At 63.5% G+C, this 24,475-nt stretch carries 24 protein-coding genes, 1 tRNA gene and 1 other RNA gene; 18 read left to right on the top strand and 8 right to left on the bottom strand.

Going from position 1 to position 24,475, the window contains the following annotated elements:
* The first annotated feature begins 7 nt into the window (after positions 1–7).
* Both B3H47_RS09020 and B3H47_RS09015 read left to right on the top strand, forming a co-directional pair.
* Positions 8–361 (top strand): thioredoxin domain-containing protein, encoded by a 354-nt coding sequence (locus B3H47_RS09020; protein ID WP_286730003.1) that lies wholly within the window; start codon positions 8–10, stop codon positions 359–361.
* A gap of 31 nt (positions 362–392) precedes the next feature.
* The gene (locus B3H47_RS09015) at positions 393–1,478 is read left to right on the top strand and encodes a 3-deoxy-7-phosphoheptulonate synthase (protein ID WP_286986772.1); all 1,086 of its coding nucleotides are present in this window, start codon (positions 393–395) and stop codon (positions 1,476–1,478) included.
* On the opposite strand, the gene B3H47_RS09010 is transcribed toward B3H47_RS09015, so the two are convergent.
* Both B3H47_RS09010 and B3H47_RS09005 read right to left on the bottom strand, forming a co-directional pair.
* On the bottom strand, positions 1,466–1,732 hold the full coding sequence (locus B3H47_RS09010; protein WP_286986771.1) for an acylphosphatase: 267 nt from the start codon (positions 1,730–1,732) through the stop codon (positions 1,466–1,468). The genes B3H47_RS09015 and B3H47_RS09010 overlap by 13 nt on opposite strands.
* 20 nt (positions 1,733–1,752) lie before the next feature.
* Positions 1,753–2,484 (bottom strand): YggS family pyridoxal phosphate-dependent enzyme, encoded by a 732-nt coding sequence (locus B3H47_RS09005; protein ID WP_286986770.1) that lies wholly within the window; start codon positions 2,482–2,484, stop codon positions 1,753–1,755.
* Positions 2,485–2,634: 150 nt separating this feature from the next.
* Here B3H47_RS09005 and B3H47_RS09000 point away from each other — a divergent pair, with 150 nt between their 5' ends.
* From B3H47_RS09000 to B3H47_RS08990, 3 genes are all read left to right on the top strand, one after another.
* Complete coding sequence (locus B3H47_RS09000; RefSeq protein WP_013104504.1) at positions 2,635–3,681, top strand: type IV pilus twitching motility protein PilT; 1,047 nt, start codon at positions 2,635–2,637, stop codon at positions 3,679–3,681.
* Between the two features lie 65 nt (positions 3,682–3,746).
* Positions 3,747–4,385, top strand: coding sequence for a Crp/Fnr family transcriptional regulator (locus B3H47_RS08995; protein WP_013104505.1), 639 nt, complete (start codon positions 3,747–3,749; stop codon positions 4,383–4,385).
* A 60-nt stretch (positions 4,386–4,445) separates the two neighbouring features.
* Positions 4,446–5,582 (top strand): PilT/PilU family type 4a pilus ATPase, encoded by a 1,137-nt coding sequence (locus B3H47_RS08990; RefSeq protein ID WP_156054149.1) that lies wholly within the window; start codon positions 4,446–4,448, stop codon positions 5,580–5,582.
* Positions 5,583–5,610: 28 nt separating this feature from the next.
* Here B3H47_RS08990 and B3H47_RS08985 read toward each other — a convergent pair whose 3' ends face one another.
* From B3H47_RS08985 to mutM, 4 genes are all read right to left on the bottom strand, one after another.
* A complete protein-coding gene (locus B3H47_RS08985) occupies positions 5,611–6,480 on the bottom strand; it encodes a DUF429 domain-containing protein (protein ID WP_286986769.1) in 870 nt (289 codons plus the stop codon).
* Entirely contained in the window at positions 6,477–7,592 is a 1,116-nt protein-coding gene (gene mutY, locus B3H47_RS08980) for an A/G-specific adenine glycosylase (RefSeq protein WP_286986768.1), read from the bottom strand. Before mutY ends, B3H47_RS08985 begins: the two co-directional genes overlap by 4 nt.
* An 80-nt stretch (positions 7,593–7,672) precedes the next feature.
* The gene (locus B3H47_RS08975; RefSeq protein WP_286986767.1) at positions 7,673–9,598 is read right to left on the bottom strand and encodes a dynamin family protein; all 1,926 of its coding nucleotides are present in this window, start codon (positions 9,596–9,598) and stop codon (positions 7,673–7,675) included.
* A gap of 59 nt (positions 9,599–9,657) precedes the next feature.
* The gene (gene mutM / locus B3H47_RS08970; protein ID WP_286986766.1) at positions 9,658–10,533 is read right to left on the bottom strand and encodes a bifunctional DNA-formamidopyrimidine glycosylase/DNA-(apurinic or apyrimidinic site) lyase; all 876 of its coding nucleotides are present in this window, start codon (positions 10,531–10,533) and stop codon (positions 9,658–9,660) included.
* A 108-nt stretch (positions 10,534–10,641) separates the two neighbouring features.
* Here mutM and B3H47_RS08965 point away from each other — a divergent pair, with 108 nt between their 5' ends.
* The 6 genes from B3H47_RS08965 (at position 10,642) to B3H47_RS08940 (ending at position 15,945) form a co-directional block, all read left to right on the top strand.
* Positions 10,642–12,348, top strand: coding sequence for a tetratricopeptide repeat protein (locus tag B3H47_RS08965; RefSeq protein WP_286986765.1), 1,707 nt, complete (start codon positions 10,642–10,644; stop codon positions 12,346–12,348).
* Positions 12,349–12,404: 56 nt separating this feature from the next.
* Complete coding sequence (locus B3H47_RS08960; protein WP_286986764.1) at positions 12,405–12,932, top strand: lipoprotein insertase outer membrane protein LolB; 528 nt, start codon at positions 12,405–12,407, stop codon at positions 12,930–12,932.
* Positions 12,933–12,952: 20 nt separating this feature from the next.
* Entirely contained in the window at positions 12,953–13,984 is a 1,032-nt protein-coding gene (gene ispE / locus B3H47_RS08955; RefSeq protein WP_286986763.1) for a 4-(cytidine 5'-diphospho)-2-C-methyl-D-erythritol kinase, read from the top strand.
* 84 nt (positions 13,985–14,068) lie between these two features.
* Positions 14,069–14,145: transfer RNA gene (locus B3H47_RS08950), tRNA-Gln, on the top strand.
* A 106-nt stretch (positions 14,146–14,251) separates the two neighbouring features.
* Entirely contained in the window at positions 14,252–15,223 is a 972-nt protein-coding gene (locus B3H47_RS08945; protein ID WP_013104515.1) for a ribose-phosphate pyrophosphokinase, read from the top strand.
* Positions 15,224–15,327: 104 nt separating this feature from the next.
* Positions 15,328–15,945: a 50S ribosomal protein L25/general stress protein Ctc gene (locus tag B3H47_RS08940; protein ID WP_013104516.1), complete on the top strand. Its 618-nt coding sequence runs from the start codon at positions 15,328–15,330 to the stop codon at positions 15,943–15,945.
* Positions 15,946–16,030: 85 nt separating this feature from the next.
* On the opposite strand, the gene B3H47_RS08935 is transcribed toward B3H47_RS08940, so the two are convergent.
* Positions 16,031–16,435, bottom strand: coding sequence for an acyl-CoA thioesterase (locus B3H47_RS08935; protein ID WP_013104517.1), 405 nt, complete (start codon positions 16,433–16,435; stop codon positions 16,031–16,033).
* A 141-nt stretch (positions 16,436–16,576) separates the two neighbouring features.
* Between B3H47_RS08935 and B3H47_RS08930 the strand changes: the two genes are divergently transcribed.
* The 6 genes from B3H47_RS08930 to pyrC all read left to right on the top strand — a co-directional run bounded on the left by B3H47_RS08930 (position 16,577) and on the right by pyrC (position 22,861).
* The gene (locus B3H47_RS08930; protein WP_156054158.1) at positions 16,577–18,415 is read left to right on the top strand and encodes an ABCB family ABC transporter ATP-binding protein/permease; all 1,839 of its coding nucleotides are present in this window, start codon (positions 16,577–16,579) and stop codon (positions 18,413–18,415) included.
* A 98-nt stretch (positions 18,416–18,513) separates the two neighbouring features.
* Positions 18,514–19,407, top strand: a complete 894-nt coding sequence (locus B3H47_RS08925) for a transporter substrate-binding domain-containing protein (RefSeq protein ID WP_013122132.1) — start codon at positions 18,514–18,516, stop codon at positions 19,405–19,407.
* Between the two features lie 86 nt (positions 19,408–19,493).
* Positions 19,494–20,222 (top strand): amino acid ABC transporter permease, encoded by a 729-nt coding sequence (locus tag B3H47_RS08920; RefSeq protein WP_013104520.1) that lies wholly within the window; start codon positions 19,494–19,496, stop codon positions 20,220–20,222.
* The gene (locus tag B3H47_RS08915; protein ID WP_013122133.1) at positions 20,222–20,908 is read left to right on the top strand and encodes an amino acid ABC transporter permease; all 687 of its coding nucleotides are present in this window, start codon (positions 20,222–20,224) and stop codon (positions 20,906–20,908) included. Before B3H47_RS08920 ends, B3H47_RS08915 begins: the two co-directional genes overlap by 1 nt.
* A 66-nt stretch (positions 20,909–20,974) precedes the next feature.
* Positions 20,975–21,709, top strand: a complete 735-nt coding sequence (locus B3H47_RS08910) for an amino acid ABC transporter ATP-binding protein (protein ID WP_156055283.1) — start codon at positions 20,975–20,977, stop codon at positions 21,707–21,709.
* Positions 21,710–21,778: 69 nt separating this feature from the next.
* Positions 21,779–22,861, top strand: a complete 1,083-nt coding sequence (gene pyrC / locus B3H47_RS08905; protein ID WP_286986762.1) for a dihydroorotase — start codon at positions 21,779–21,781, stop codon at positions 22,859–22,861.
* Positions 22,862–22,907: 46 nt separating this feature from the next.
* Here pyrC and B3H47_RS08900 read toward each other — a convergent pair whose 3' ends face one another.
* Complete coding sequence (locus B3H47_RS08900; RefSeq protein ID WP_286986761.1) at positions 22,908–23,699, bottom strand: MBL fold metallo-hydrolase; 792 nt, start codon at positions 23,697–23,699, stop codon at positions 22,908–22,910.
* Positions 23,700–23,847: 148 nt separating this feature from the next.
* Between B3H47_RS08900 and rnpB the strand changes: the two genes are divergently transcribed.
* Positions 23,848–24,192, top strand: an RNA gene (rnpB, locus tag B3H47_RS08895) — RNase P RNA component class A.
* The last annotated feature ends 283 nt before the right edge of the window (positions 24,193–24,475 follow it).

Raw genomic sequence — 24,475 nt, 5'->3', positions numbered from 1 at the left:
GCTGGTGATGGAGCCGCTGCTCGTCGCCTGTCTGTGCGCGCAGTGGTGCGGCATCTGCCGCGACTGGCGTGCAGGCTTCGAGGCGCTGGCGACGCAACTGCCGCCCGATGTCGCGGTGCGCTGGTACTGGATCGACGTCGAGGATCGCGCCGATGCGCTGGGCGATTTTGAGCCGCCCAACTTTCCGGTTCTGGCGGTGCAGCGTGGCGGCGACCTGCTTTACTGCGCGCCGCTGCCGCAGCAGCCTGCGCTCTGGCTGCGGGTGCTGACCGAGCTGGCTCGCGTGGACGGTGCGGCGGCCCGGCAACTGGCGCAGCAGGCTGCCAAGGCCGGGCTGCCCGATCTGCGGAGCCTGATCTAGTTTTTTAGGAATTTCTCATCCAAGGACGCTCATGCCGACGCGTATTGCCGATCTCCACATTGCGCGGGAAGAGCTGTTGCCCACGCCGAACGAATTGCGGGCCGAAGTGCCCGTCAGCGAGGCCCAGGCGCAGGTGGTCGCCCGCGCGCGCCAGACCGTGCGCGACATCGTGCGGGGCGATGACGACCGGCTGCTGGTCGTTGTCGGGCCTTGCTCCATCCACGACAGCGCTGCGGCGATTGAGTACGCGCGGCGTCTGCGCGAGGTAGCCTCGCGCTTCGACGATGCCTTGTTTTTGGTGATGCGGGTGTATTTCGAGAAGCCGCGTACCCGTCTGGGCTGGAAGGGCATGATCTACGACCCTGATCTGGACGGGCGCGGCGACCTTCACAAGGGTTTGCTCAAGGCTAGAGGCCTGCTGGTGGAATGCGCGCGCCTGGGCGTTCCAGCCGCTTCTGAAATTCTCGATCTGGTTACGCCGCAGTACTACGCCGAGTTGCTGAGCTGGGGCGCCATCGGCGCGCGCACCACCGAAAGCCCGCTGCATCGGCAGATGGCCTCGGCGCTGTCGGCCCCGCTGGGGTTCAAGAACCCGACCAGCGGCAAGCTGCAGACGGCGGTGGACGCCATCGTGGTGGCGGCGCAATCTCACCGCTTTCCTTCCATCTCGCTCGACGGCCGGGCCATGGTGATCACCACGACCGGCAATGCCGATTGCCACCTCATCCTGCGGGGCGGCGACGCGGGGCCGAATTTCGATGCCGCCAGCGTGGAAGCAGCCGTGGCCGCGCTGCAGGCGGCCGATCTGCCCGGCCGGGTGATGATCGATTGCAGCCATGCCAACAGCCGCAGCGACTATCGGCGCCAGCCGCAGGTGGCGGCCGAGATCGGTGCGCAGATCGCCGCGGGCAGCCGCCACATTCTCGGCGTCATGCTGGAGAGCCATCTGGTCGAAGGCAAGCAGGCGCTCACGGCAGACCTGTCGGCGCTGCAGTACGGGCAGAGCATCACCGACGGCTGCATCGGCTGGGAGGCCACGGTGAGGGTGCTGGAGCAACTCGCCGATGCGGTTCGCAACGGTCGCGGGCGGCGCATCGGCCAAAATCAACCCACCTGAAATCCTTCGGGGCAGCCTTCGGCGTCGGCAGGCTCGACCTGCACCGCGTCCACCCGCGCAGCGGGAGGCCCGATCCGCAGCCATTCGAGCAGGGCTTGCACCGCCTGCGCATCACCGCAAATCCACACTTCCACCCGGCCATCCTGCAAGTTGACGGCCTGCCCTCGCAACCCCAGCGACAGCGCTTTGGCGCGGGTTGCGGCGCGGAACGACACACCCTGCACCCGGCCGCTCACCCAGGCACGCCGGGACAAATTGGCCTCGGGGTTGCCCATCAGGCCTTGGCGCCCAAAGCAGGGCGCGCACCGAAAATCGCCGAACCCACCCGCACGATGGTGGCGCCCTCCAGAACCGCCGCTTCAAGATCGGCGCTCATACCCATCGACAGGGTGTCGAGCGTCAGTCCGTGCTCGGCGGCGATGGCGTCGCGCAGCTCGCGCAGCCGGGCGAAGGGCGCGCGTTGTGCAGCGGCGTCGGCTCTGGGCTCGGGTATGCACATCAACCCGCGCAGACGCAGTCGGGGCAGCGCGGCCACGGACGCAGCCAGCGCCGAGGCGTCTTCCGGGCGCACGCCGCTTTTGGTGGCCTCAAAGTCCACATTGACCTGGATGCAGACCTGCAGCGGATCCAATTCTGCGGGCCGCTGGTCGCTCAGACGCTGGGCCAGCTTGAGGCGGTCGATGCTGTGCACCCAGTCGAAATGCTCGGCGACATCGCGGGTCTTGTTGCTTTGCAGCGGTCCGATGAAATGCCATTGCAGCGCGGGCCAGTCGGGGCGCAGGGCGGCGATCTTGTCCACCGCTTCCTGCACATAGTTCTCGCCGAAGGCGGTTTGCCCGAGTGCGGCGGCGCGGGCGATGTCTTCTGCGGGAAAGGTTTTGGACACCGCCAGCAGGGTGACAGAGTGCGGATCGCGCCCGGCTGCTGCGGCGGCTTGTGCGATGCGCTGGCGCACCGCGGACAGAGGGTGGGCGAGAGGAGAGACAAGAGGGGAGGCGAGGGACATGGGCCGACAAAATCTGGATCGATACAACAATTCCACCCGGGTCAGCCCGCCGAATTGCGGGAAACCGTGGTTCTGACCTTAAGATAGCCCATTCGATAGCCGCGCGGCGGACGCACCGTCACGCACAAGCTTGCTCGGGGGAGACATCGCTTGGACATCACACAACTGCTCGCATTCAGCGTCAAGAACGACGCCTCCGATCTGCACCTCTCGGCGGGCCTGCCGCCGATGATTCGCGTGCATGGCGACGTGCGGCGCATCAACGTCGAGCCGCTCGACCACAAGGCGGTGCACGCCATGGTGTACGACATCATGAGCGATTCGCAGCGCAAACACTACGAAGAGTTTCTCGAGGTCGATTTTTCCTTCGAGGTGCCGCAACTGGCGCGTTTTCGCGTCAATGCCTTCAACCAGGCGCGCGGCGCGGGCGCGGTTTTCCGCACCATTCCGAGCAAGGTGCTCACCCTCGACGATCTGAACGCACCGAAAATTTTCGCCGATCTGGCGCTCAAGCCGCGCGGTCTGGTGCTGGTGACCGGGCCGACGGGTTCGGGCAAGTCCACCACCCTGGCGGCGATGATCAATCATTACAACGAGACCGAGTACGGCCACATTCTCACCATCGAAGACCCGATCGAATTCGTCCATCAATCGAAGAAGGCGCTGATCAATCAGCGCGAAGTCGGCCCGCATACCCTGAGCTTTTCCAACGCGCTGCGCTCGGCGTTGCGCGAAGACCCGGACGCGATTCTGGTGGGCGAAATGCGCGACCTCGAAACCATCCGCTTAGCGCTTACCGCTTCCGAAACCGGCCACCTGGTGTTCGCCACCCTGCACACCTCGTCGGCGCCCAAGACCATTGACCGTATCGTCGACGTGTTCCCGGCGGAAGAAAAGGAAATGGTGCGCGCCATGCTGTCGGAAGCGCTGGTGGGCGTGATTTCGCAGACGCTGTGCAAGAAAAAAGACGGCTCGGGCCGGGTGGCCGCACATGAAATCATGATCGGCACGCCGGCCATTCGCAATCTGATCCGCGAGAACAAGATTGCGCAGATGTATTCCATGATCCAGACCAGCCAGTCTTTCGGCATGCAGACCCTTGACCAGAATCTGGCCGATCTGGTCAAGCGCAACATGATCTCCGCCACCGAAGCACGCACCAAGGCCAAACAGCCCGAAAATTTCCCTGGCGCCTGAGAGCCCAGACGCACCAGCGGCGCAATCCGCACTCTCCCGATATTCCCACTCGCACCCAGCAGGCCATGAAACTATTCGACAAACTCCGCGCCGGTTCGCGCAAAGACGGGGTGGACGATGCGCCCGAGTCTCAGTTTTTCACCACCGGCTTCCATGACGCGGAAGTCTCCAGCCTAGAGTCTGTGGTCGACTGGTCGCAGCGCTCGGCCGAGATCGGCGTGACCAAGCTGTCGCGCAGCGCTGGCGGCCAGCGCCTGCTCGAACTCTGGCAGCAAGACAAATACATGGCAGGGCTGACCCAGTCGGACAAAGAGCGCTGCATCAAGTATTTTCATTTCTACACCGTCAAGGCGGGTGCCGACCTCATCGCGCAGGGCGAGACGGGCAGCTTCATGGTGGTGCTGCTGCGAGGCGCGGTGGCGGTCGATCGCATGCAACCCTGGGGCGACAGACTGCGCCTGACCGAGGTGCGCGCAGGCAGCATGCTGGGTGAAATGTCGCTGGTTGACGCCGCGCCGCGCTGGTCGTACTGCACCACGCTGACCGACAGCGAGATTGCGGTGCTCGAAGCTGGCGATCTCGACCGCATGATTGCGCAAGACCCGGCCGCGGCCTGCCGTCTCATCGGCTCGCTGGCGCGCCGCTTGTCGCTGCGTCTGCGCAAGCTCAGTGCGCGGGTCGCCGCGACTTCGCCCGGCGGTTGATGCGCGCGGCTTGCGGCATGAACCACCGTATTCAAAACCTGAACAAGCGCTGGGGGGCGTATGGATCGTGATCAGGCTTCCAAATTCATCAACGATCTGCTCAAGCTGATGATCAGCCGGGGCGGCTCGGACCTGTTTCTCACGGCCGATTTTCCGCCGGCCATCAAGGTCGATGGCGCGGTTTCCAAGCTGTCGTCGCAGGCGCTCACCAGCCAGCACACCCTGGCGCTGGCGCGCTCGATCATGAACGACAAACAGTCGGCCGAGTTCGAGCGCACCAAGGAATGCAATTTCGCGATTTCTCCCGCGGGCCTCACGCGCTTTCGCTGCAATGCCTTCATCCAGCAGGGCAAGGTGGGCATCGTGCTGCGGCAGATCCCGCAAGACTTGCCCTCCATCGACAGCCTGGGATTGCCGCAAGTGCTCAAGACGCTGGCGATGAACAAGCGCGGCCTCATCATTTTTGTCGGCGCCACCGGCTCGGGCAAATCGACCTCGATGGCCGCCATGCTCGATTTCCGCAACGAAAATTCGCACGGCCACATCATCACGGTGGAAGACCCCATCGAGTTCGTGCATCCGCACAAGAACTGCATCGTGACCCAGCGTGAAGTCGGGCTCGACACCGACAGCTGGGAGGCGGCGCTCAAGAACACCCTGCGTCAGGCGCCCGACGTCATTCTGATGGGCGAAATCCGCGACCGCGAGACCATGGAGCACGCGGTGGTTTTTTCCGAGACCGGCCACCTGGTGCTGGCCACGCTGCACGCCAACAATGCCAACCAGGCGCTCGACCGCATCATCAACTTCTTCCCCGAAGAACGGCGCGCGCAACTGCTGATGGACTTGTCGCTCAATCTGCGCGCGCTGGTGTCGCAGCGGCTGGTGCCGCTGCAAACCGGCAAGGGGCGCGTGGCCGCGGTGGAGGTCATGATCAACTCGCCGCTGATCGCCGATCAGATCTTCGAGGGCAAGCTCACCGAGATCAAGGATGTGATGCGGCGGTCGCGCGAGATGGGCATGCAGACCTTCGACCAGGCCTTGTTCGAGTTATTCGATGCCGAGAAGATCAGTTACGAAGACGCGCTGCGCAACGCCGATTCGGTCAATGATCTGCGGCTGCGCATCAAGCTCGACAGCAAGCGCGCGCGCAACGCCGACATCGGCAGCGATACCGGGCACCTGGCCATCGTCTGATTTTTGCGGCGCAGGGGGTTGTCGCGGATCAGGGCTGAGGCACGCTGACGATCCATCCTTCGACCGGGTCGATGGCGTGCGGAAGTCCATAGCCTTCATGCCGCCTCAGGCAGGCCCACGCGGCTTGCATCAGGCAGAGCGCAGCGTCCAGCGCGTCGCCGCGCGCGTCGAGCTGCATGGGCTTGCGTTGCTCATCGGTGCACTGCAGACGGATGCCCAGCGGGTGACGCCCGCTTTCCATCGCCGCCAGCAGCAAGTCGCGTGCGGCTTCGCGTTCGGCGGTCTGCTTCGCGGGGTCATCACTTTTATAACTGCGCCGCCCCAGAACGGCGCGGGCGGCATGGCCCGGATAGGCTTCGAGCGCCACACGCAGCGGATCGCCACCACGCAGACCCGGCAGCGTGACCCCTGCATCGAGCAGCAAAGGCGCTCCTGCGTGCAGCATCCAGGCGACGGGTGGATTCACCCATTTCATCGACGGCGAAGACCCCGCAGGCAGATCGCAGGCGCGGTGGGCGAATTTCGCCCCAGCCGGGCGGGCGGCACAAAAGCTGCGGAAGACTTCGCGCAGTTGCGCGCGGCTCTGGTGGCGCAGATGCGAGATCAGCCGCTCCCAAGGCAGCGGGGCTTCGTCTTGCCGATGGCCGGGCCAGCGCAGGGTGTCGATCAACTCGCGCGGCAGGCCGAAAGGCAGGTCGAAGGCGCCGATCCAGGGGCCGGGCATCTGCAGCCACTGACCGAACGACGCCAGGGTGTCGAGCCGGTTGAAGTCCTGCAGGATCACGGTGTGCGATGGGTCTTGAGCCAGCCGTCCCCGCGCGATCACGATGGGTTTGCGCCGACTGGGCGCACTGCTGAAATCGACGCCGAACAAGGTGATGTCGTCTGCTCCGTTCATTTGTGCAGCACGGCCGGGGGTGGAGCGTCAGCGGGCGGAACTTGCTGCAGCAACAGGCTGCGCACGGGCGCGGGCAGCCCCAGCCGCGCGGCCTGTTCAAGATCGAGCCATTGGCCTTGTGGCTCTGCGGCCCGGGGCTGGGCCTGGACGTCGACGAGCAAGGGGCGCACGGTCAGCTCGAAATGGGTGAACGCATGGCGAAACGGCGCCAGTTCTCGCTGGCCGATCACCAGCCCGATCTGCGCGGCGAACTGCAGCGCTTGCTCGGGCGCATCGAATTGCGGCAGGCTCCACAGCCCTGGCCAGAGGCCCAGTTGCGGGCGCTTTTCCAGCCAGCAAAGACCGTCCGGCGAGTTGCGCAACCAAAGCATGACGGTGCTGCGCTGCGGGCGACTTTTGCGCGCCGCCTTGCGCACGGGCAGGCGCTGCGGATCGCCCGCCAAATGAGCGCGGCAATCCATGGCAAAAGGACATTCGGTGCAGGCGGGCTGGCGCGGCCTGCACACGGTGGCGCCTAGATCCATCAGCCCCTGCGTGTAGGCGGCCATGTCTTGCGCCTCGGGCAGCAGGCTGCGCGCGAGCGACCAGAGCTTGCGCGTGGTGGCCGTGGAGGGAACCGGATCGTCGATGCCGTGACTGCGGCAGAGCACGCGCTGCACATTGCCGTCGAGAATGGCGGCGCGCTCGTCGAAGCAGAACGCGGCAATCGCCGCCGCCGTGGAGGGGCCGATGCCCGGCAGCGCGGCGAGGCTTTCCGCCGTTTGCGGGAACGCGCCGCCATGCGTTTGAACCACGATCTGCGCACACCGGTGCAGATTGCGGGCGCGCTGGTAGTAGCCCAGCCCGCTCCAGGCGGCGAGCACGGTATCTTCAGGCGCTGCGGCGAGCGCCTGCACCGTGGGAAACAGGGCCGTGAAACGCGCGTAGTAATCGATGACTGTGGCGACCTGCGTCTGCTGCAGCATGATCTCCGACAGCCAGACCCGGTAGGGATCGCGCACCTGCCAGGGCAGGTCGTGCCGCCCGTGCCGGCGCTGCCAGCGCACCAGGCGACTGGCGAAATGCGGCAGGGTTGGCGCTGTGAAGGGGGCGGCTGGGGCTGAATCGGGCACGGTGGGCAGATCGACACTGCGGCGCGGCGGCGCTCAAACGAATTGAGCGCCGCATTGTGCCAGCCCTTTGCGGCGAGCGTTTACGCGGCGATCAAGCGACGAATCTGATCGTTCAGCCCGCTTTGCAGCACGTCGATCTGGGCGATTTGCTTTTGCAATTCGTCAATGCGGTCGTGCAGGCTGTCTTTGGTGTCTTCGATGCGTTGCAGCGTGGCCAGGCGCCGGTTGAGTTGCTTTTTGCGTTCGCGCACCTGACTGTCGAGCTGGGCGATGGCTGAGCGGTCCCAGTTTTCGATATCGCGCAGGGCGCGCTCGAACAGATCGCGTACCCGCGACGACAGGGTGCGCAAGGTGCGCAGGGTGTAGGCGTTGTTCTGCAGTTTGAGCCAGTTCACGCCGGAGAGATGCTCGGTGTAGGCATTGACCACCCGGTCGAACTCCTGCATCAACCCGCTGAGACGCAGCACACGCGGCGCGGTGACGGTGAAGCCGAATTCGCTATTGGCGCGGGTGAAGGCGGCGGCGAGCATCTGGCGGATTTCTTCGATCTGCGTTTCGGCGTCCACCAGCCGCTTGCGCAGATCGGCGCCGATGCGGGCGAGTTCGCCCTTTACGCCGACTTTCAGCAGCGCGCCGCCCATGCGCAACTCAAGCTGCTCCAGGTCGTGCAGCACCGATTTGGCGGCAAAGCGCTCGCGCAACTGCTCGAGCATGCGGTTGTTGACTGCACGCAGCGCCAGAACCTGCGCCATGCCGGCGTCGAACTCGTTGCGCTCTGCGGCCAGGCGCTGCAGCATGAGCACCACCATATTGGCGTTCTTGCCGCGCAGTCCCTGCAGTTCGTCGAGCTGTCCCTGGGCCTCGTGCAGTTGCTTGTGCAGTTGCTGCGAAAGTTCGGACTGCACCTGCCCGACCGCATCGCGCACGGCGCCGTCGAGCAGGCTGCGACGGTCGATATTGGCCGCGCGATTGAGCGCGTTTTCCAGCGCGCCCAGGCCCGAGCGGGCGAGCAGCGGGCCGTCGCCCTGAATGCGCGCCAGCAGGGCTTTGTGCGCCGAGACGGGAAACACCCGCTCGGGCGGCAGACGCAGCGTTTGCGCGGTGGTCTGCACCTGATGGTCGATGCTGGCGGCGATTTGCGGCGCGGTGAGCAGCGGATCCCACAGCGCATCGACCTTGTTGAGCGCCACCAGGGTTTGCGCGCCGCTGGTGGTCGCGATGTGGCGGTTCCAGATTTCCAGATCGCTGCGCGTCACCCCGGTGTCGGCGCCGAGCACGAAGACCACGGCGTTGGCCGAGGGGATGAGCGAGAGGGTCAACTCGGGCTCGGCGCCCACGGCGTTGAGCCCCGGCGTGTCGAGAATGCTCAGGCCCTGATCGAGCAGCGGATGGGCAAAGTTGACCAGCGCGTGACGCCAAAGCGGAATTTCGACTTCGCCCTGGGCATCGGTATTGAGCTGCGCCAGGTCTTCGGCATCATGGAAGAAGCCCAAGTCTTGAGCACGCTCCAGCGGTACGCGCTGGGTGTCGGACAAATGGGTGAGCGCCTGCGCCAACCCCTGCGCATCCTGGGAGGGCAGCTCGAAATGCGTCCAGACCTGCGGGCTCGACTTCCATTGCGCCAGGGTCTGCGATTGCAAGCGGGTTTCGATGGGCAGCAGCCGCAGGCCGCGGGGCTGCGCGGGGTCGGAGAACAGTTCCATCGGGCACATGGTGGTGCGCCCGGCTCCGGCGGGCAGGATGCGCTGGCCGTGTCCGCTGAAAAAGATGGCGTTGATCAACTCGGACTTGCCGCGCGAGAACTCGGCAACGAAGGCCAGGGTCATGCGGTCGTTGTCGAGCCGGTGGATCTGCCGCTGCAGCAGCGGCCGTGCCTGTTCGAGATCGAGTCCGCTTTCTTCGAGCCAGGTCAACAGCGCCTTGACGCGCTGCAGCGCTTCAGCGCGCCATTCGGCGTAGTCAAACAGACCGGCGGTGAGGATGGGGGCTTCGACGTGCGGATTCATCGCTTGGGGCGCGTGGATTAACTGAGTAAAAGTAAAACACAGCGCACTCTGAATTTCGATCAGCGTATCCCCGCCTTGGGCTTGGCTTTGAGAATTTTTTGGCACTTGGGGCAGAAATAGGTGCTGCGCTGCCCCTGCACGATCTGTCGGATGGGCGTGGCGCAGACGCGACAAGGCTGGCCGGCTCGGCCGTAAACCAGCGCCTGCATTTGAAAGTACCCCAGTTCGCCATCGCTGTGGGCAAAGTCGCGCAGGCTGCTGCCGCCCAGCGCTACCGCCTGTTGCAAGGTTTCGCGCACCGCCGCGGCCAGGCGATCGCAATGGACGGGGCGCAGATGCGAAGCCGGTGTGCGCGGGTCGATCTGCGCACGAAACAGGGCCTCGCAGGCGTAGATATTGCCAATTCCGGCGACGATGTGCTGCGACAGCAGCAGCGGCTTGATCGCCGCCTTGCGTCCGGCCAGAGCACGGCAGAGTGTGGCACCGTCGAAGTCGGCGCCCAGCGGCTCGGGCCCGAGCACGCGCAGCAGGGGATGGCGCTGCACTTCCTCACCCGCGTGCCAGAGCACCGCGCCGAAGCGGCGCGGATCGCGCAGGCGCAGCACCCCGCGGTCGGTCAGCCATTCCACATGCTCGTGCGGCGACAGCGGGGCGGGCGCTTGCGCGGCCGGTGTCCAGCGCAAAGAACCCGACATGCCCAGATGCACGATCAGCACGCCGGCGGTGTTCGGCGCGGCGGCGGTCTGCGACAGTCGCAGCAGCAGATATTTGCCGCGCCGCTCAAGCGCTTTGATGCGCAGCCCGACCAGCGTTTGCGGGTCGATGTTCAACGGCCAGCGCAGTGGTTTGCCCAGGCGCAGGCCGGTCAGGCGGGCGCCGAGCAAGGCAGGTTCCAGACCCTGGCGGGTGACTTCGACTTCGGGCAGTTCGGGCATGTCGGCATTGTGCCGCAGGGGGAAATGGCAGACTTCTACAATCCGCACGATTCTCGGCCCTGTCTGCTGGTGCAGATACGGCGTTCTATTCAGACTTTCAGGACTCCCATGCGCGCTGCCGTTCTTGTGTCGGCCCTGTTGTTTCCGGCTCTCACCGCTGTGCCTATTGCCGCCTATGCACAGCAGTCGGCCGTTCGGGCCAGCGCGCAGGAAACCGCGCGGCAAGTCTTTGCCATTCTGGCTGGAGAGATTGCGGCCAATACCGGGCATCCCGGCGTGGCCTACACCGAGTTGCTGAAGGCGGCGAAGGAGCTGGATTCCGAGCCGCTCTACCGACGCGCGGCGGAAATCGCCCTGCGCGCAAGTGCGCCCGACAAGGCGCTCATCGCCGCTCAGGCCTGGCGCAAAGCCATGCCCGGTTCACGAGAGGCCAGCGCCTGGGTCGTGCAACTGCTTTTGCTCATGGGGAAAACCAGCGAGGCTGGCTCGGCCATCGCCCAAGACCTGGCCAACACCCCCGAACCGCAGCGCGGGCAAGCCATTGCCGATCTGCTGCCCCTGGCCGCTCAGGCGAGCGATGCCGCCGCCACGCTGTCGATGATGCGCACCGCGCTGACCGGGCAGCGGCAATTCGCGCAGACCGATGTGGTGCTGGGTTTGCTGCGCGCGCGCGCCGGAGACCAGAAGGGGGGCTTCGCCGATGCGCTGCACGCCCTGACGCTCAACCCAGGGCTGGCCCCGGCGGCGGCGCTGCTGATACAGCTCTACACCGTCAACCCGCAGGCGGCTGACGGCGCGATGCAGAAATTTTCCGCAGCCCAGCCGAAAGACAGCGGCCTGCGTCTGGCCTGGGCGCAGGCCGCGCTGGCGCAGCAACGCGACGGCATTGCGCTGAACGCGCTCGACAAACTGGTGGTCGATGCGCCTGATCTCGCCCCGGCCTGGCTGATATTGGGCAGCCTGCAGACTGAATTCGGCCAGCCCGCGCGCGCGGTGGTCTCGTTGCAAACCTATCTGCGGCTGGCGCGCGCCCAGGCCGAGCCGCCCGTGCTGACCCCGGCTTACATCGCGCTGGCGGAGGCTTCGCGCAAACTGGGCGATCTGGATCAGGCCAACCGCTGGCTCGATCAGATCGAGCCAGATGCCAGCAACCACCTTGCCGTGCTCAGCAACCGCGCGGCCATTCTGGTGCAGCAGGGCAAGGTGAACGACGCCCTCAAGCTGGCGGAAACCTTGCCCGATGCGACCGAGGCGCAGCGCAAAGACCGGCTGCTGGCGCGGGCGCAGGTGTTGCGCGAGGCCGGGCGCTTCGATGCGTCTTACAAGCTGCTGCAATCCGGTCTCAAGCAGACTCCCAACGATGTCGATCTGCTGTACGAAGCCTCGATGATGGCCGACAAAAGCGGGCACATCAAAGACATGCTGCAGATGCTGCGAAAGGCCATTGCGCTCGACCCCGAGTCGCAACCGGCCTACAACGCGCTGGGCTACACCCTTGCTGACCGTGGCGAGCAGTTGCCCGAGGCGCGCAAGCTCGTCGCCCGCGCGCTGGAACTCTCGCCCGGCAATCCCTTCGTGCTCGACAGCATGGGCTGGGTCGAACACAAAATGGGCCACAACGATCAGGCGCTCGATTTGCTGCAGCAGGCGTATGACGCGCGGCCCGATCCAGAAATCGGCGCGCATCTGGGCGAGGTGCTGTGGCAGCTCGGCCAGCGCGACCGGGCGCGCGCCATCTGGCACGAGGCCATCGAGCGCGCGCCGCACGACACCATGGTGCAGGCGGTGCTGCGCAAATACGGTGTGACATTCTGATGCGGCGTCGCCTCTTTGCAGGGGTTGTCGCCGGGGCTGTCGTTGGGGTGATCGCGATGGCCCTTGGCGGCTGCGCCACGCCCCAACTGCCGCAGTCGTCCGAGCCCGCCAATACGCTCGTGCTGGCAGGGCGGCTGTCACTCGTCAGCGGCACGCCCGATGCGCAGAAAGCGCTTTACGGTGGTTTCCGATTGGTGTTGCGCGGGGCCGTTTCCGGCGAGTTCGAAGTCTTTTCCCCGCTGGGTCAAATGCTGGCCAAGGCGCAATGGAGTTCCGGTCAAGCCAGCCTGGATAACGGCCGACAAATACAGCACTACGCCTCTTTCGACGAAATGACCCGTGCCGCACTGGGCGTGGCCTTGCCGCAGGCTGCGTTGCAGGATTGGGTGCGGGGGAGACCGGCTTCCAGCCTGCCCTCGCAAACCCTGACAGACGGCGGTTTCGAACAACTGGGCTGGAAGGTGCAGCCCACTTGGCGTGACGGCCAGCTCGCGCTTCTCAAGGCGCAACGTCTGGCGGGCGACCCGGCGGAGCTGCGCATGGCGATCGAATCCGCAACGGCAGCGCCGCAAACCGCTCCCTGAAGCGCTGCGTCGGCTCATTCATGCGTGCCCTGTTCAATTTGCCCGCCCCGGCGAAAATCAACTGGTTTTTGCACGTCACCGGCAAGCGCCCAGACGGCTATCACACCCTGCAGACGGTCTTTCAGTTCATCGATTGGTGCGACACGCTCGATCTGATCCGGCGTGAGGATGGTCTCATCCGCCGCATCGGCGCTGACGAACTGCCGCGAGACGACCTTTGCGTGCGCGCTGCCCGCCTGCTCCAACAGGCGACGCAGTGCGACAGCGGGGTCGATATTCATCTGCGCAAGTGCATTCCGCAACAGGCCGGGCTCGGCGGCGGAAGTTCCGATGCTGCCACGGTACTGATCGGCCTCAACCGTCTCTGGCGCCTCGACCTGCCGCGCTCCACCCTGATGCAACTCGCCTTGCGACTCGGCGCCGACGTGCCGATTTTCATCTACGGCCGCAACGCCTGGGCCGAGGGCGTCGGCGAGCAGTTGCAGCCAATCGGTCTGCCCACGCCGAGTTTTGCTGTGGTGCATCCGGCACGCGGTCTGTCCACGCGTGCGGTGTTTTCCACACTTGACTTGACAACCAAAAAACCCGAAGAAACAATAGCAGGCTTTGCTGAATGGCTGGGCGAATTTTTCGCGCCAGACGGGCGGCAGAAAAATCGGCACCAGAAAAGTCAGAGCAAAAACTGTCAACAAGTCGATCAGCAAAGCAGTCTTTGCCCTGTCTGGGGCAGAAACGATTTGCAGCCCGGCGCCGAGGCGCTGGAGCCTGAGGTGACTCAGGCACTGCAGATTTTGCGTACTGCGTTGATGGGGTCGCTGGCAGCACACTCGCCGAGGTTGCGTTCTGAGTTGCTTTTCGACGCGCGAATGACGGGTTCTGGCAGCGCAGTTTTTGCTTTGATCGTTGCGTCAGATCGATCTGGTTTGCCGAGCAGGCACGGGCCGTCTGATGAGGTGTTGGGTGGTTTGCCGGACTTGTTGCCTGAGGGTTGGCAGGGCCGGTTGTGCAAGGGTTTGCGCGAGCATCCGTTGTGCGATTGGATTGACGCATAATGCCTAGCTTGCGCTGCCGTAGTGCAGTAGATTTTGACAGACAGTTTTTTATCATTTGCCATCGTCGATGGTGGTGAATGAAGTTGGGGAGTCGCCAAGTTGGTTAAGGCACCGGATTTTGATTCCGGCATTCGAGGGTTCGAGTCCTTCCTCCCCAGCCACGATTTTTGAAAGCGTTTCGCTTGCGGCGCTGCAGACCGCGGGCTCTGCCGGAGAGAACAAAAGTTCCGGCACTTCAGGCGCACTGAATAAGCGCAACACTCCACCATGACACCGAATCCGGCGGACTTCATCCTGTTCACCGGCAATGCCAATCCGGCGCTTGCCCAGGAAGTTGCGGAACAACTCGGCATTGGCCTCGGTCAGGCCTATATCGGGCGGTTCTCCGACGGTGAAGTGACCGTCGAGATTCAGCAAAACGTGCGTGCCCGAGAGGTGTTCATCGTTCAGTCCACCTGCGCGCCGACCAATGACAACCTGATGGAACTGCTCATCATGGTCGATGCGCTCAAGCGCGCTTCGGCCGAGCGCATCACGGCGGTCATTCCCTATTTCGGCTATGCGCGGCAAGACCGGCGTCCGCGCTCAGCGCGCGTGCCCATTACCGCCAAGGTCGTGGCCAATATGCTGCAGGCCGCAGGCGTGGCGCGCGTGGTCACCATGGACTTGCATGCCGATCAGGTGCAAGGGTTTTTCGACATTCCGGTCGACAACATCTACGCCTCGCCGATTCTGCTCTCCGACCTGCGCGAAAAGAATTACAGCGACCTCATCGTGGTCTCGCCCGATATCGGCGGTGTGGTGCGCGCCCGCGCGCTGGCCAAATTGATGGACTGCGATCTGGCCATCATCGACAAACGCCGTCCCAAGCCGAATGTCTCGGAAGTGATGAACGTCATCGGCGAAATCGACGGACGCAACTGCATCATCATGGACGACATGGTCGATACCGCCGGTACGCTGACCAAGGCGGCCGAGGTGCTCAAGGCGCGCGGCGCCAAACGCGTCATGGCGTACTGCACGCACCCCGTGCTGTCGGGCCCGGCGATCCAGCGTCTTCAAAGCAGCGCCATCGACGAACTGGTCGTGACCAACACCATCCCGCTGCGCCAGGAAGCGCGCGAATGCGGCAAGGTTCGCCAGCTCTCCGCCGCCCCGCTTATCGCGCAGACGCTGCAGCGCATTGCCTACGGCGGGTCGGTGCTGCAGTTGTTCAACGAGCAGGAAACCTTGTTCTGACGCTGTTGTGATTTTGTACCTGTCGGATGTTCCGGCAGGTTGTCACGGCGCTGGTCGCAGGCGCCGCTCACCACGGGGCGAGTCCCCTTTTTTCAGGAGTCGACATGAAAGTCGTCGCATTCGAACGTAGTTTGCAGGGCACCGGTGCGAGCCGCCGCCTGCGTCGCGCCGGGAAGACCCCCGGCATTATTTACGGTGGCGAGCAAGCGCCCCAGATGATCGAACTCGATCACAACGCGCTGTATCACGCGTTGAAAAAAGAGCAGTTCCACTCCTCTGTGCTGCAGCTGGAAATTGCCGGCAAATCCAGCCAGGTGCTGCTGCGTGATTACCAGATGCACCCCTTCAAGCAACTGGTGCTGCACGTGGATTTCCAGCGTGTGGACGCCGGACACAAGATTTCCATGAAGGTGCCGCTGCACTTCACCGGCGCGGAAAATTCGCCTGCGGTCAAGCTCAGCCACGGCCTGGTCAACCATGTGATGACCGAAGTGGAAGTGTCTTGCCTGCCGTCCGAACTGCCCGAGTTCATCGAAGTCGATCTGAGCGAATTGGTTCTGCACCAGAGCGTGCACGTCAACGACCTCAAGCTGCCCAAGGGTGTGTCGGTGCTCACGCACGGGGTGGACAATCCTGCGGTCGTGACCGTCAGCCCGCCGCCGGGTGGTGTGGGTGAAGAGGGCGCAGAAGGTGCGGCTGCTGCCGAAGGCGAAAGCAAGTAAATCGGCTTTTTCCAGCCACAAGGCCGCCTGGGGGAACCTGAAGGCGGCCTTGTTGTTTTTGGAGCCGCGGTGAGACTTCGGGCGATTATGGTCGCTCGACCGGCTGATCAACTGGCCTTGGGCGGCGGTCTTCGCCCACGGCGACATAGGTCAACAGCGCCTCGGTCACTTTGATGACCTCGACGTTCGATGGCGTGCGCTGGGCATAGACCTCTACCCGCACGGTGACCGACGTGTGACCCACATGGTCGATTTCGGTGAAGAACGACAGCACGTCGCCCACCAGCACCGGCTGCTTGAACACAAACTCCTTGACCGCCACGGTCGCCACCCGCCCCTTGGCACGCCAGGCCGCAGCGATGCCCCCGGCGATGTCGACCTGCGCCATGATCCAGCCCCCGAAAATGTCGCCGTGCATGTTCACATCGGCAGGTCGGGCCTGGGTACGCAGCGTGGGCACGCGGTCGGGGAGTCGAGGGTCGGTGGTCATGAGGGGCTCCAAGCAGGGCGCCGTTGCGGCGCGGATAATCAGGCTGCGAAGTTTAGGGGCAGCTCACGAAGTTCGTGCCCCGCGCTGCGCTGCTCCGCCCTGATCGTTCATCGGCCCCTATTGGCCAAATCCCGTTAGTCCATGCACGCCCGATCCTCTCCTGCATTGCCCGAGCCGTCCTCCCATGCCACGGCAGCGCGTTCGCGCTGGGCGGTGGTTTCCGCGCTTTGGCCCTATCTGTGGGAATACCGCGGCCGGGTGTTGTTGGCGCTGGCGATGATGATCGCCGCCAAGGTGGCCAACGTCGGCGTGCCCATTGTGCTGAAAGACATCGTCAATGCGCTCGATCTCAAGCCGGGCGATCCGCGTGCGGTGCTGGTGGTGCCGGTGGCGCTGCTGGTGGCCTATGGCCTGCTTCGTCTGAGTGTGTCGCTGTTCACCGAGTTGCGCGAGGTGGTGTTTTCGCGCGTGACGCAAGGCGCGGTGCGCAAGATTGCGCTGCAGGTGTTCGACCATCTGTTCAGTCTGAGCATGCGCTATCACCTGGAGCGCCAGACAGGCGGCATGTCGCGCGATATGGAGCGGGGCACGCGGGCCATCTCCAGCCTGGTGTCGTTCACCCTCTACAGCATTCTGCCGACCTTGGTGGAAATGGCGCTGGTCATCGGCATTCTGCTGGTCAAGTACGACATCTGGTTCGCGGGCATCGCGCTGGTGGCGCTGGTGCTGTATGTGGCGTTCACCGTCACCGTGACCGAATGGCGCACGCAGCTACGCCGCGAAATGAACACGCAGGATTCGCGCGCCAACCAGCGCGCCATCGATGCACTGTTGAATTATGAGACGGTGAAAATGTTCGGCAACGAGGCGCTGGAGTCGACTCGCTACGACGACAACCTCAGAGCCTGGATGCGCGCGGCCATCAAGTCGCAGAACTCGCTGTCGCTGCTCAACCTTGGGCAGAGCTTGATCATCGCTGCCGCCGTGACCCTGCTGGTCTGGCGGGCGACCGTCGGTGTGGTCAGTGGCAGCATGAATCTGGGTGATCTGGTGCTGGTCAACGCCTTCATGCTGCAGCTTTACGCGCCGCTGAGTTTTCTGGGCGTGATCTACCGCGAGATCCGGCAGTCCACCACGGATCTGGAGCGCATGTTCACCATTCTGGAAGAGCACCAGGAAATCAAGGACCCGCCTCAGGCGCCAGCTTTGCAGGTCGGACGGGGCGAAGTGCGTTTCGAAAATGTGCGCTTTGGCTATGGGGCCGACCGCGTCATTCTCGATGGGCTGGACTTCACCGTGCCCGCCGGAGAAACAGTGGCCATCGTCGGCCCTTCCGGCGCGGGAAAATCCACGCTGGCGCGTCTGTTGTTTCGCTTTTACGCGCCGCAGTCCGGGCGCATTCTGATCGACGGCCAGGACATCGCCCAAGTCACGCAAGCCAGTGTGCGCCGCGCCATCGGCATCGTGCCGCAGGACACGGTGCTGTTCAACGACACCATTGGCTACAACATCGCCTACGGCAAACCCGGCGCCAGCGCGGCCGAGGTAGAGGCGGTGGCGCGCGCCGCGCATATCCACGACTTCATCGTCAGCACGCCCCAGGGCTATGAGACGCAGGTGGGCGAGCGCGGCCTCAAGTTGTCCGGCGGAGAGAAGCAGCGCGTGGCCATTGCCCGTGCCCTGCTGAAAAATCCGCCCATCCTGATTTTCGACGAAGCCACCTCGCAGCTCGACTCGCACAACGAAAAGGCGATTCAGGCGGAAATACGCGCGGCCTCGCGCGACCGCACTGCCATTGTGATTGCTCACCGCCTGTCCACCGTGGTCGATGCGCATCAGATTCTGGTGGTGGAAAGCGGGCGCGTGGTCGAACGCGGCACCCACGCGCAACTGCTGCAGGCGCGCGGCCTGTACGCCCGCATGTGGAATCTGCAGCAGGATAGGGCGGCTCACCCCGAAGCGTCTGCGGCGATGGCCTGATGCTGGAACGGAGTTTGCATACACCTATTGCGCATTTGTGACCCACGGTTACACTTGTGCGATTCGTTCACCCCATTCCTACATTCACGGAGATTCGCATGATCAAAAAACTGTTTGGTTTGACCATCCTGGCTGCGGCCGCAATGTCTTGCGCTCAGGCGGCCGAGCTCACCGGTACGCTGAAAAAAGTGAAGGAAACCAACAGCATCACCGTCGGTTACCGCGAGTCGTCGATTCCCTTCTCCTACCTCGACAACAACGGCAAACCCATCGGCTACGCGATGGAGCTGTGCGGCAAGGTGGTCGATGCCGTCAAGGCCGACCTGAAAATGCCCGGTCTGAAAGTGAACTACACCCCGGTAACTTCGAGCAACCGCATTCCCCTGCTCGAAAACGGTACCATCGACCTGGAGTGCGGCTCCACCACCAACTCGGTGGCGCGCCAGAAACAGGTGGCTTTCGGGCCGACCTACTTCGTCATCAACGTGACGGCTGCGGTGAAAAAAGATTCGGGCATCAGCGATTTTGCGCAACTGGCGGGCAAGACCATCGTCACCACCTCGGGCACGACCGCCGTGCCGCTGCTGAAAAAGTACGAAAAGACCAAGGACATGGAATTCAAGGAAATCTACGGCAAGGATCACGCCGAGAGCTTCCTGCTGATGGCCGATGGCCGGGCGGCCGCGTTTGTCATGGACGACATTCTGCTGGCCGGGCAGATCGCCAACTCCAAGGATCCGGCGGCCTACAAAATCCTGCCCGGTTCGCTGCGACAAGAGCCTTACAGCATGATGCTGCGCAAGGATGATCCGCAGTTCAAGGCGCTGGTCGACAAGACCATCGATGGCGTGATGAAGTCGGGCGAGATCAACAAGATCTACGCCAAGTGGTTCACCAGCCCGATTCCGCCCAAGGGCATCAACCTGAACTTCCCGGAAACCCCCGCGATCAAGGAAGCCTTCGCCCACCCGAACGACAAGGGCGTCGAATAAGCACCGCCAGGTTGGCAAGGAACCAAGCCGGCAGCTTTGCCGGCTTTTTTCCATGGTGAGATGACGCGGGCAGACGAGGGGATGACATGCTGGGTTTAGGCATTTTTTTGGAAGATACGCCGGACGGCGACACCACCTGGGGCATGTCGCTGCTCTCCGGGCTGGAATACACCCTGCTGCTGGTGGTCTGCGCCTGGGTGATCGCCATGGTGCTCGGCTCGGTATTGGGGGTGGTGCGCACCACCAAGCACCGCTTTTGGGTGATGCTGGGCAACGGCTATGTGGAGCTGTTCCGCAACATCCCCCTTCTGGTGCAGTTTTTTCTCTGGTATTTCGTGCTACCCAGCGTGATTCCGCCGCTCAAGCGATTTGCCAATGCGGTTGATCCGGGCACCTTCCAGATTCTCACGGCCGTGGTTTGCCTCGGGCTGTTCACCGCGGCGCGGATTGCCGAGCAGGTCAAGTCGGGCATTCAGTCGCTGCCGCGCGGGCAGACTTTCGCCGGGCTGGCGCTCGGGCTGACGCCGACGCAGACCTACCGCTACGTGCTGCTGCCCATGGCGTACCGCATCATCATTCCGCCGCTCACCTCCGAGTCGATGAACCTGGTGAAGAACTCCGCAGTGGCCTATTCCATCGGCTTGACTGAACTGTTTTTCCGCACCCGCGAGATGGGAGAGATGACCTTCCGCTACTTCGCGGCCTTCGGCGCGGCCACGGTGCTGTATGTCGCGGTGGCGTTTTCCATCAACCGCATCATGGCGTGGGTGGAGCGCGCCACGGCGGTGCCGGGCTATATGGGCGGGAGCAAGTGATGGGTGATTTTGACTTTGGCTCCATCGTCTCGGTCCTGCCCTTTTTGCTCAAGGGGTTGACCTACACCATCCAACTCACCGTGGTGGCGGCCATCGGCGGCACGCTGCTGGGTATTTTGCTGGCCCTGGCGCGGCTGTCTCACCTGAAGTGGTTGTCCTTGCTGGCGGCGGGCTACATCAATCTGATGCGCTCGATTCCGCTGTTGTTGGTGATTTTCTGGTTCTACTTCCTGGTGCCGGTGATGCTGCAGTCGATCACCGGATCGGACTATCCGCCCAAGATCGGAGCAGAGCGCTCGGCTTATTTCACTTTCATTTTGTTCGAGGCGGCGTATTTCGCGGAGATCGTGCGCGCGGGCATCCAGAGCATTCCCAAAGGGCAACTCGGCGCAGCCTATGCGCTGGGCCTGACCTACGCGCAGTCGATGCGCTTGATCATCCTGCCGCAGGCGCTGCGCAATATGCTGCCGGTGCTGCTCACCCAGACCATCGTGCTGTTCCAGGACGTGTCGCTGGTGGCGCTGCTCAATGTCACCGACTTCGTCGGCGCCGCCATGAAAATCGCGCAGCGCGACAGCCGCGTGGTCGAGATGTACACCTTGGTGGCCGTGGTGTATTTCGTGCTGAGTTTCCTGCTGTCGCAAGGCGTCAAGCGCCTGCATCAGCGCATCGCCATCGTGCGGTAAGGCGATTAGTCATTTTCAATGGATCGTTCCATGACCCAGAATTCTTCCCAGGGCGCTAGCGCGCCGATGATCGATATTCGCCAGATCAGCAAGTGGTACGGCGACTTTCAGGTGCTCACCGACTGCTCCACGCAGATTGCGCGCGGCGAAGTGGTGGTGGTGTGCGGGCCGTCGGGCTCGGGCAAGTCCACGCTGATCAAGTGCGTCAACGCGCTCGAACCGTTTCAGAAGGGCGACGTGGTGGTGGATGGCACGTCGATTGCCGACCCCAAAACCAATCTGCCCAAGCTGCGCGCGCGCGTGGGCATGGTGTTTCAGCACTTCGAGTTGTTTCCGCACCTGACGGTGACCGACAACCTCACGCTCGCCCAGATCAAGGTGCTCGGGCGCAGCAAGGCCGAGGCGCGCGAAAAGGGCCTGCTCTACCTCGACCGCGTGGGTCTTTCGATGCACAAGGACAAATTCCCCGGCCAACTCTCCGGCGGACAGCAGCAGCGCGTGGCCATCGCGCGTGCGCTGGCGATGGATCCGATTGCCATGCTGTTCGATGAACCGACCTCGGCGCTCGATCCGGAGATGGTGGGCGAAGTGCTCGACGTCATGGTCAAGCTCGCCGAGGAGGGCATGACCATGATGGTGGTCACGCACGAAATGGGCTTTGCGCGCAAGGTGTCGCACCGCGTGGTGTTCATGGATGCCGGGCGCGTGGTGGAAGATTGCCCGACGCCGCAGTTCTTCTCGACCAGCGAACAGCGCAGCGAGCGCGCCGCGCATTTCCTGGCAAAAATCCTGCAGCACTGAACGACTGCCGCTTCATTGCGCGGCAGGGCGGGGCGTAGCATGTCGGCGTTGCCGTTTTCGCCGCCCGACATGACCTCGAACCCCACGCTCACCCCCACGCTCACCCTCACGCGCCCCGACGATTTTCACCTGCATCTGCGTGATGGCGCCGCCATGCGTGATGCGCTGCCCTGGACGGCACGGCAATTCGCCCGGGCCATCGTCATGCCCAATCTCAAGCCGCCGGTGGTGCATCTGCGGCAGGCCCTGGACTACCGCGCACGCATCGTGGCCGCCTTGCCTGAGGGCAGTGATTTCACCCCGCTGATGACGCTCTATCTCACCGACGACACCACCCCGACGATGGTGATCGAGGCAAAGAACAGCGGCGTGGTGCATGCGTTCAAGCTCTACCCGGCGGGCGCAACGACTAATTCGGACAGCGGAGTGACCGAACTCAAGCGCATCTATCCGGCGCTCGACGCCATGCAGCAGGTCGGCATGCCGCTGTTGATTCACGGCGAAGTGACCGACCCCGAGGTGGATGTGTTCGACCGCGAGGCGGTGTTCATCGAGCGACATCTCATCGCTCTGCGCCGCGCTTTTCCCGAGCTCAAGATCGTGCTGGAGCACATCACCACGGCCCAGGCCGCCGCGTTCATTCAAGAGGCGCACGACCGGGATGCCCAGGGTGCGCCTCTTCTGGCCGCAACCCTCACGGCGCATCATCTGCTGCACAACCGCAATGCCATGTTCAAAGGCGGCATGCGGCCCCATTACTACTGCCTGCCCGTGCTCAAGCGCGAGACCCACCGCCAGGCTCTGCTCGATGTCGCCACGAGCGGAGACGACCGTTTCTTTCTCGGTACCGACTCTGCGCCGCATGCGCGCAACACCAAGGAAACGGCCTGCGGCTGCGCCGGTTGCTTCACGGCGGCCAATGCGCTGGAGTTGTACTGCGCGGCTTTCGAGCAGCGCAATGCTTTGCACCGACTCGACGATTTCGCCAGCCGTTTCGGCGCGGCGTTCTACGGTTTGCCGCGCAATACGGGCTCGATCACCCTGGAGCGCCGGAGCTGGCAGGTGCCCGACACGCTGCCCTATGCCGACGCCGACATCGTGCCTCTGCACGCGGGCGAAGCGATGGATTGGCAGGTGCAGGTCGGGGTTTGATTCCGTGGCGTTCGATATCGCGGAGTTCGATCTCGCTTTGCGCGAACTACCCGGCCAGCGGAATCGGCAGGTCGGGCACCCGGTAATTGCTCGTGGTCATCAGGTCGATGCCGCAACTCAGGCCCTCGGCCCAGTCGATGAATTGCGCCACGGCCGGTTTGCCCTTGATGGGGGAGCCATGCTGCGGCACGATCATCTCGATGTCCAGCGTGCGCACCATGCTGGCCCAATACCGCAGGATCTTTTTCGACACCATGTAGCGGCGGTGGAAGGCTTCCATATGGGGCAGGGCATCGGCCAGTTGCGCAAAAGGGCGGCCCGCCTGCGCACCGCTGACGAGTGAAACCCCCAGATCGCCCGAGAACAGGATTTTGCTGATCGGGTCGTAAAACTGGAAGTTGCCCTCGGCGTGCAAAAAGTGCGCCGGCAGCAGCACGATGTCGCTCTTGCCCAGGCGCAGCGTTCCTCCGGCGTCAGGCACGGCGATGATGCGTTTGTCGGTCTTGCCGAGTTTGCAGAAATGCGGAGCAAAACGCGCCCACAGACGAGAGATCACCAGATCGGCCTTGGAGGCGGTCATCCAGCGGTCTAGTGAGGCGATGATGTCCGGGTCGGCATGCGAAGCCAGCAGGTAGTGCAAGTCTTGCGGCGCCATGTATTTGCGCATGGTCAGCGTGAGTTCGTTGAACGTCATATTGCCGCCCGGATCGATGAGCGCGCCCTGGCCGTGGTCGATGAGGAGGAATTGATTGGCCTGCACGGCGTCGCCGTCGTCTTCGACCAGATCGCTGAACATGAGGCACAGATGCGTGCCGTTGTTGAATAGTTCTGTCGCCACGGAATTCGCTCTTTCGCTGAACCGCAAAAAATGTAAAGGCGAATCATCCGATCTTTTGAATACATGAAGCTTTGCGCTGCATCAAAGGCAGGGCATTCTGGGGTCTGCAACCGGGTCGGCGAGATTTCTCCGTCATAATGCGGCCTGCGAAGTGGGGTGGGCAGTCGCGGTGTGCTTCAGGCGCATCGAGGAAGGTCCGGACTCCATAGGGCGGGATGACGGCTAACGGCCGTGCACGGTGACGTGACGAACAGGGCCACAGAGACGAGTAAACGCCGGGCAACCGGCGTGGACGTGAAACGCGGCAACCTCCATCCGGAGCAACACCAAATAGGCAGACGCGCCAGCGGCAACGCTGGCACAGCGCGGCCCGCGCGAGTCTGCGGGTAGGTGGCTTGAGCCGCGCAGCAATGCGCGGCCTAGAGGAATGGCTGCCACGGTGCGGGTGCAAGCCCGCGCTGCACAGAATCCGGCTTATAGCCCCGCTTCGCACTTTTCCCCTCAGTTTTTGCAATCCCGATCGGGTACGGATCGGTGCTGCCCGTCATCCGTCAAGGTGCAGATGCGCTTCCATTTCTAGAAAGAACATTCAAGGCAGACTCTAAATTGTTCATTTTTATAAGAAACATGCTCATTTACTGGTTCCATAAACAGTATCTAAGTCCTTGTTTTGTAAAAGAAATTTCAGGGTTTCAGGCTTGACCGCAGCTGTCGCGATCCCCTAAAGTGGCGAATAGTGCAAAAAAGTGGGGAATAGTGCAGAGCGCTGCGCCATT

The organism is Thiomonas sp. UBA7699 (assembly GCF_002482605.1).
Classification (GTDB): domain Bacteria; phylum Pseudomonadota; class Gammaproteobacteria; order Burkholderiales; family Burkholderiaceae_C; genus Thiomonas; species Thiomonas arsenitoxydans.
This window is presented reverse-complemented; position numbering and strand designations above follow the sequence as displayed.

What these genes read in the sequence shown, in the direction of transcription:
- B3H47_RS08965 (WP_286986765.1), top strand. Translation starts at nt 10,642, where the DNA reads ATGCGCGCTGCCGTTCTTGTGTCGGCCCTGTTGTTTCCGGCTCTCACC.
- B3H47_RS08910 (WP_156055283.1), top strand. Translation starts at nt 20,975, where the DNA reads ATGATCGATATTCGCCAGATCAGCAAGTGGTACGGCGACTTTCAGGTG.
- B3H47_RS09005 (WP_286986770.1), bottom strand. Translation starts at nt 2,484, where the DNA reads ATGTCCCTCGCCTCCCCTCTTGTCTCTCCTCTCGCCCACCCTCTGTCC.
- B3H47_RS08940 (WP_013104516.1), top strand. Translation starts at nt 15,328, where the DNA reads ATGAAAGTCGTCGCATTCGAACGTAGTTTGCAGGGCACCGGTGCGAGC.
- B3H47_RS08985 (WP_286986769.1), bottom strand. Translation starts at nt 6,480, where the DNA reads ATGAACGGAGCAGACGACATCACCTTGTTCGGCGTCGATTTCAGCAGT.
- B3H47_RS08925 (WP_013122132.1), top strand. Translation starts at nt 18,514, where the DNA reads ATGATCAAAAAACTGTTTGGTTTGACCATCCTGGCTGCGGCCGCAATG.
- B3H47_RS09020 (WP_286730003.1), top strand. Translation starts at nt 8, where the DNA reads ATGGAGCCGCTGCTCGTCGCCTGTCTGTGCGCGCAGTGGTGCGGCATC.
- B3H47_RS08945 (WP_013104515.1), top strand. Translation starts at nt 14,252, where the DNA reads ATGACACCGAATCCGGCGGACTTCATCCTGTTCACCGGCAATGCCAAT.
- B3H47_RS08960 (WP_286986764.1), top strand. Translation starts at nt 12,405, where the DNA reads ATGGCCCTTGGCGGCTGCGCCACGCCCCAACTGCCGCAGTCGTCCGAG.
- B3H47_RS08915 (WP_013122133.1), top strand. Translation starts at nt 20,222, where the DNA reads ATGGGTGATTTTGACTTTGGCTCCATCGTCTCGGTCCTGCCCTTTTTG.
- pyrC (WP_286986762.1), top strand. Translation starts at nt 21,779, where the DNA reads ATGACCTCGAACCCCACGCTCACCCCCACGCTCACCCTCACGCGCCCC.
- ispE (WP_286986763.1), top strand. Translation starts at nt 12,953, where the DNA reads ATGCGTGCCCTGTTCAATTTGCCCGCCCCGGCGAAAATCAACTGGTTT.
- B3H47_RS08990 (WP_156054149.1), top strand. Translation starts at nt 4,446, where the DNA reads ATGGATCGTGATCAGGCTTCCAAATTCATCAACGATCTGCTCAAGCTG.
- B3H47_RS08995 (WP_013104505.1), top strand. Translation starts at nt 3,747, where the DNA reads ATGAAACTATTCGACAAACTCCGCGCCGGTTCGCGCAAAGACGGGGTG.
- B3H47_RS08935 (WP_013104517.1), bottom strand. Translation starts at nt 16,435, where the DNA reads ATGACCACCGACCCTCGACTCCCCGACCGCGTGCCCACGCTGCGTACC.
- B3H47_RS09015 (WP_286986772.1), top strand. Translation starts at nt 393, where the DNA reads ATGCCGACGCGTATTGCCGATCTCCACATTGCGCGGGAAGAGCTGTTG.
- mutM (WP_286986766.1), bottom strand. Translation starts at nt 10,533, where the DNA reads ATGCCCGAACTGCCCGAAGTCGAAGTCACCCGCCAGGGTCTGGAACCT.
- B3H47_RS08920 (WP_013104520.1), top strand. Translation starts at nt 19,494, where the DNA reads ATGCTGGGTTTAGGCATTTTTTTGGAAGATACGCCGGACGGCGACACC.
- B3H47_RS08975 (WP_286986767.1), bottom strand. Translation starts at nt 9,598, where the DNA reads ATGAATCCGCACGTCGAAGCCCCCATCCTCACCGCCGGTCTGTTTGAC.
- B3H47_RS08930 (WP_156054158.1), top strand. Translation starts at nt 16,577, where the DNA reads ATGCACGCCCGATCCTCTCCTGCATTGCCCGAGCCGTCCTCCCATGCC.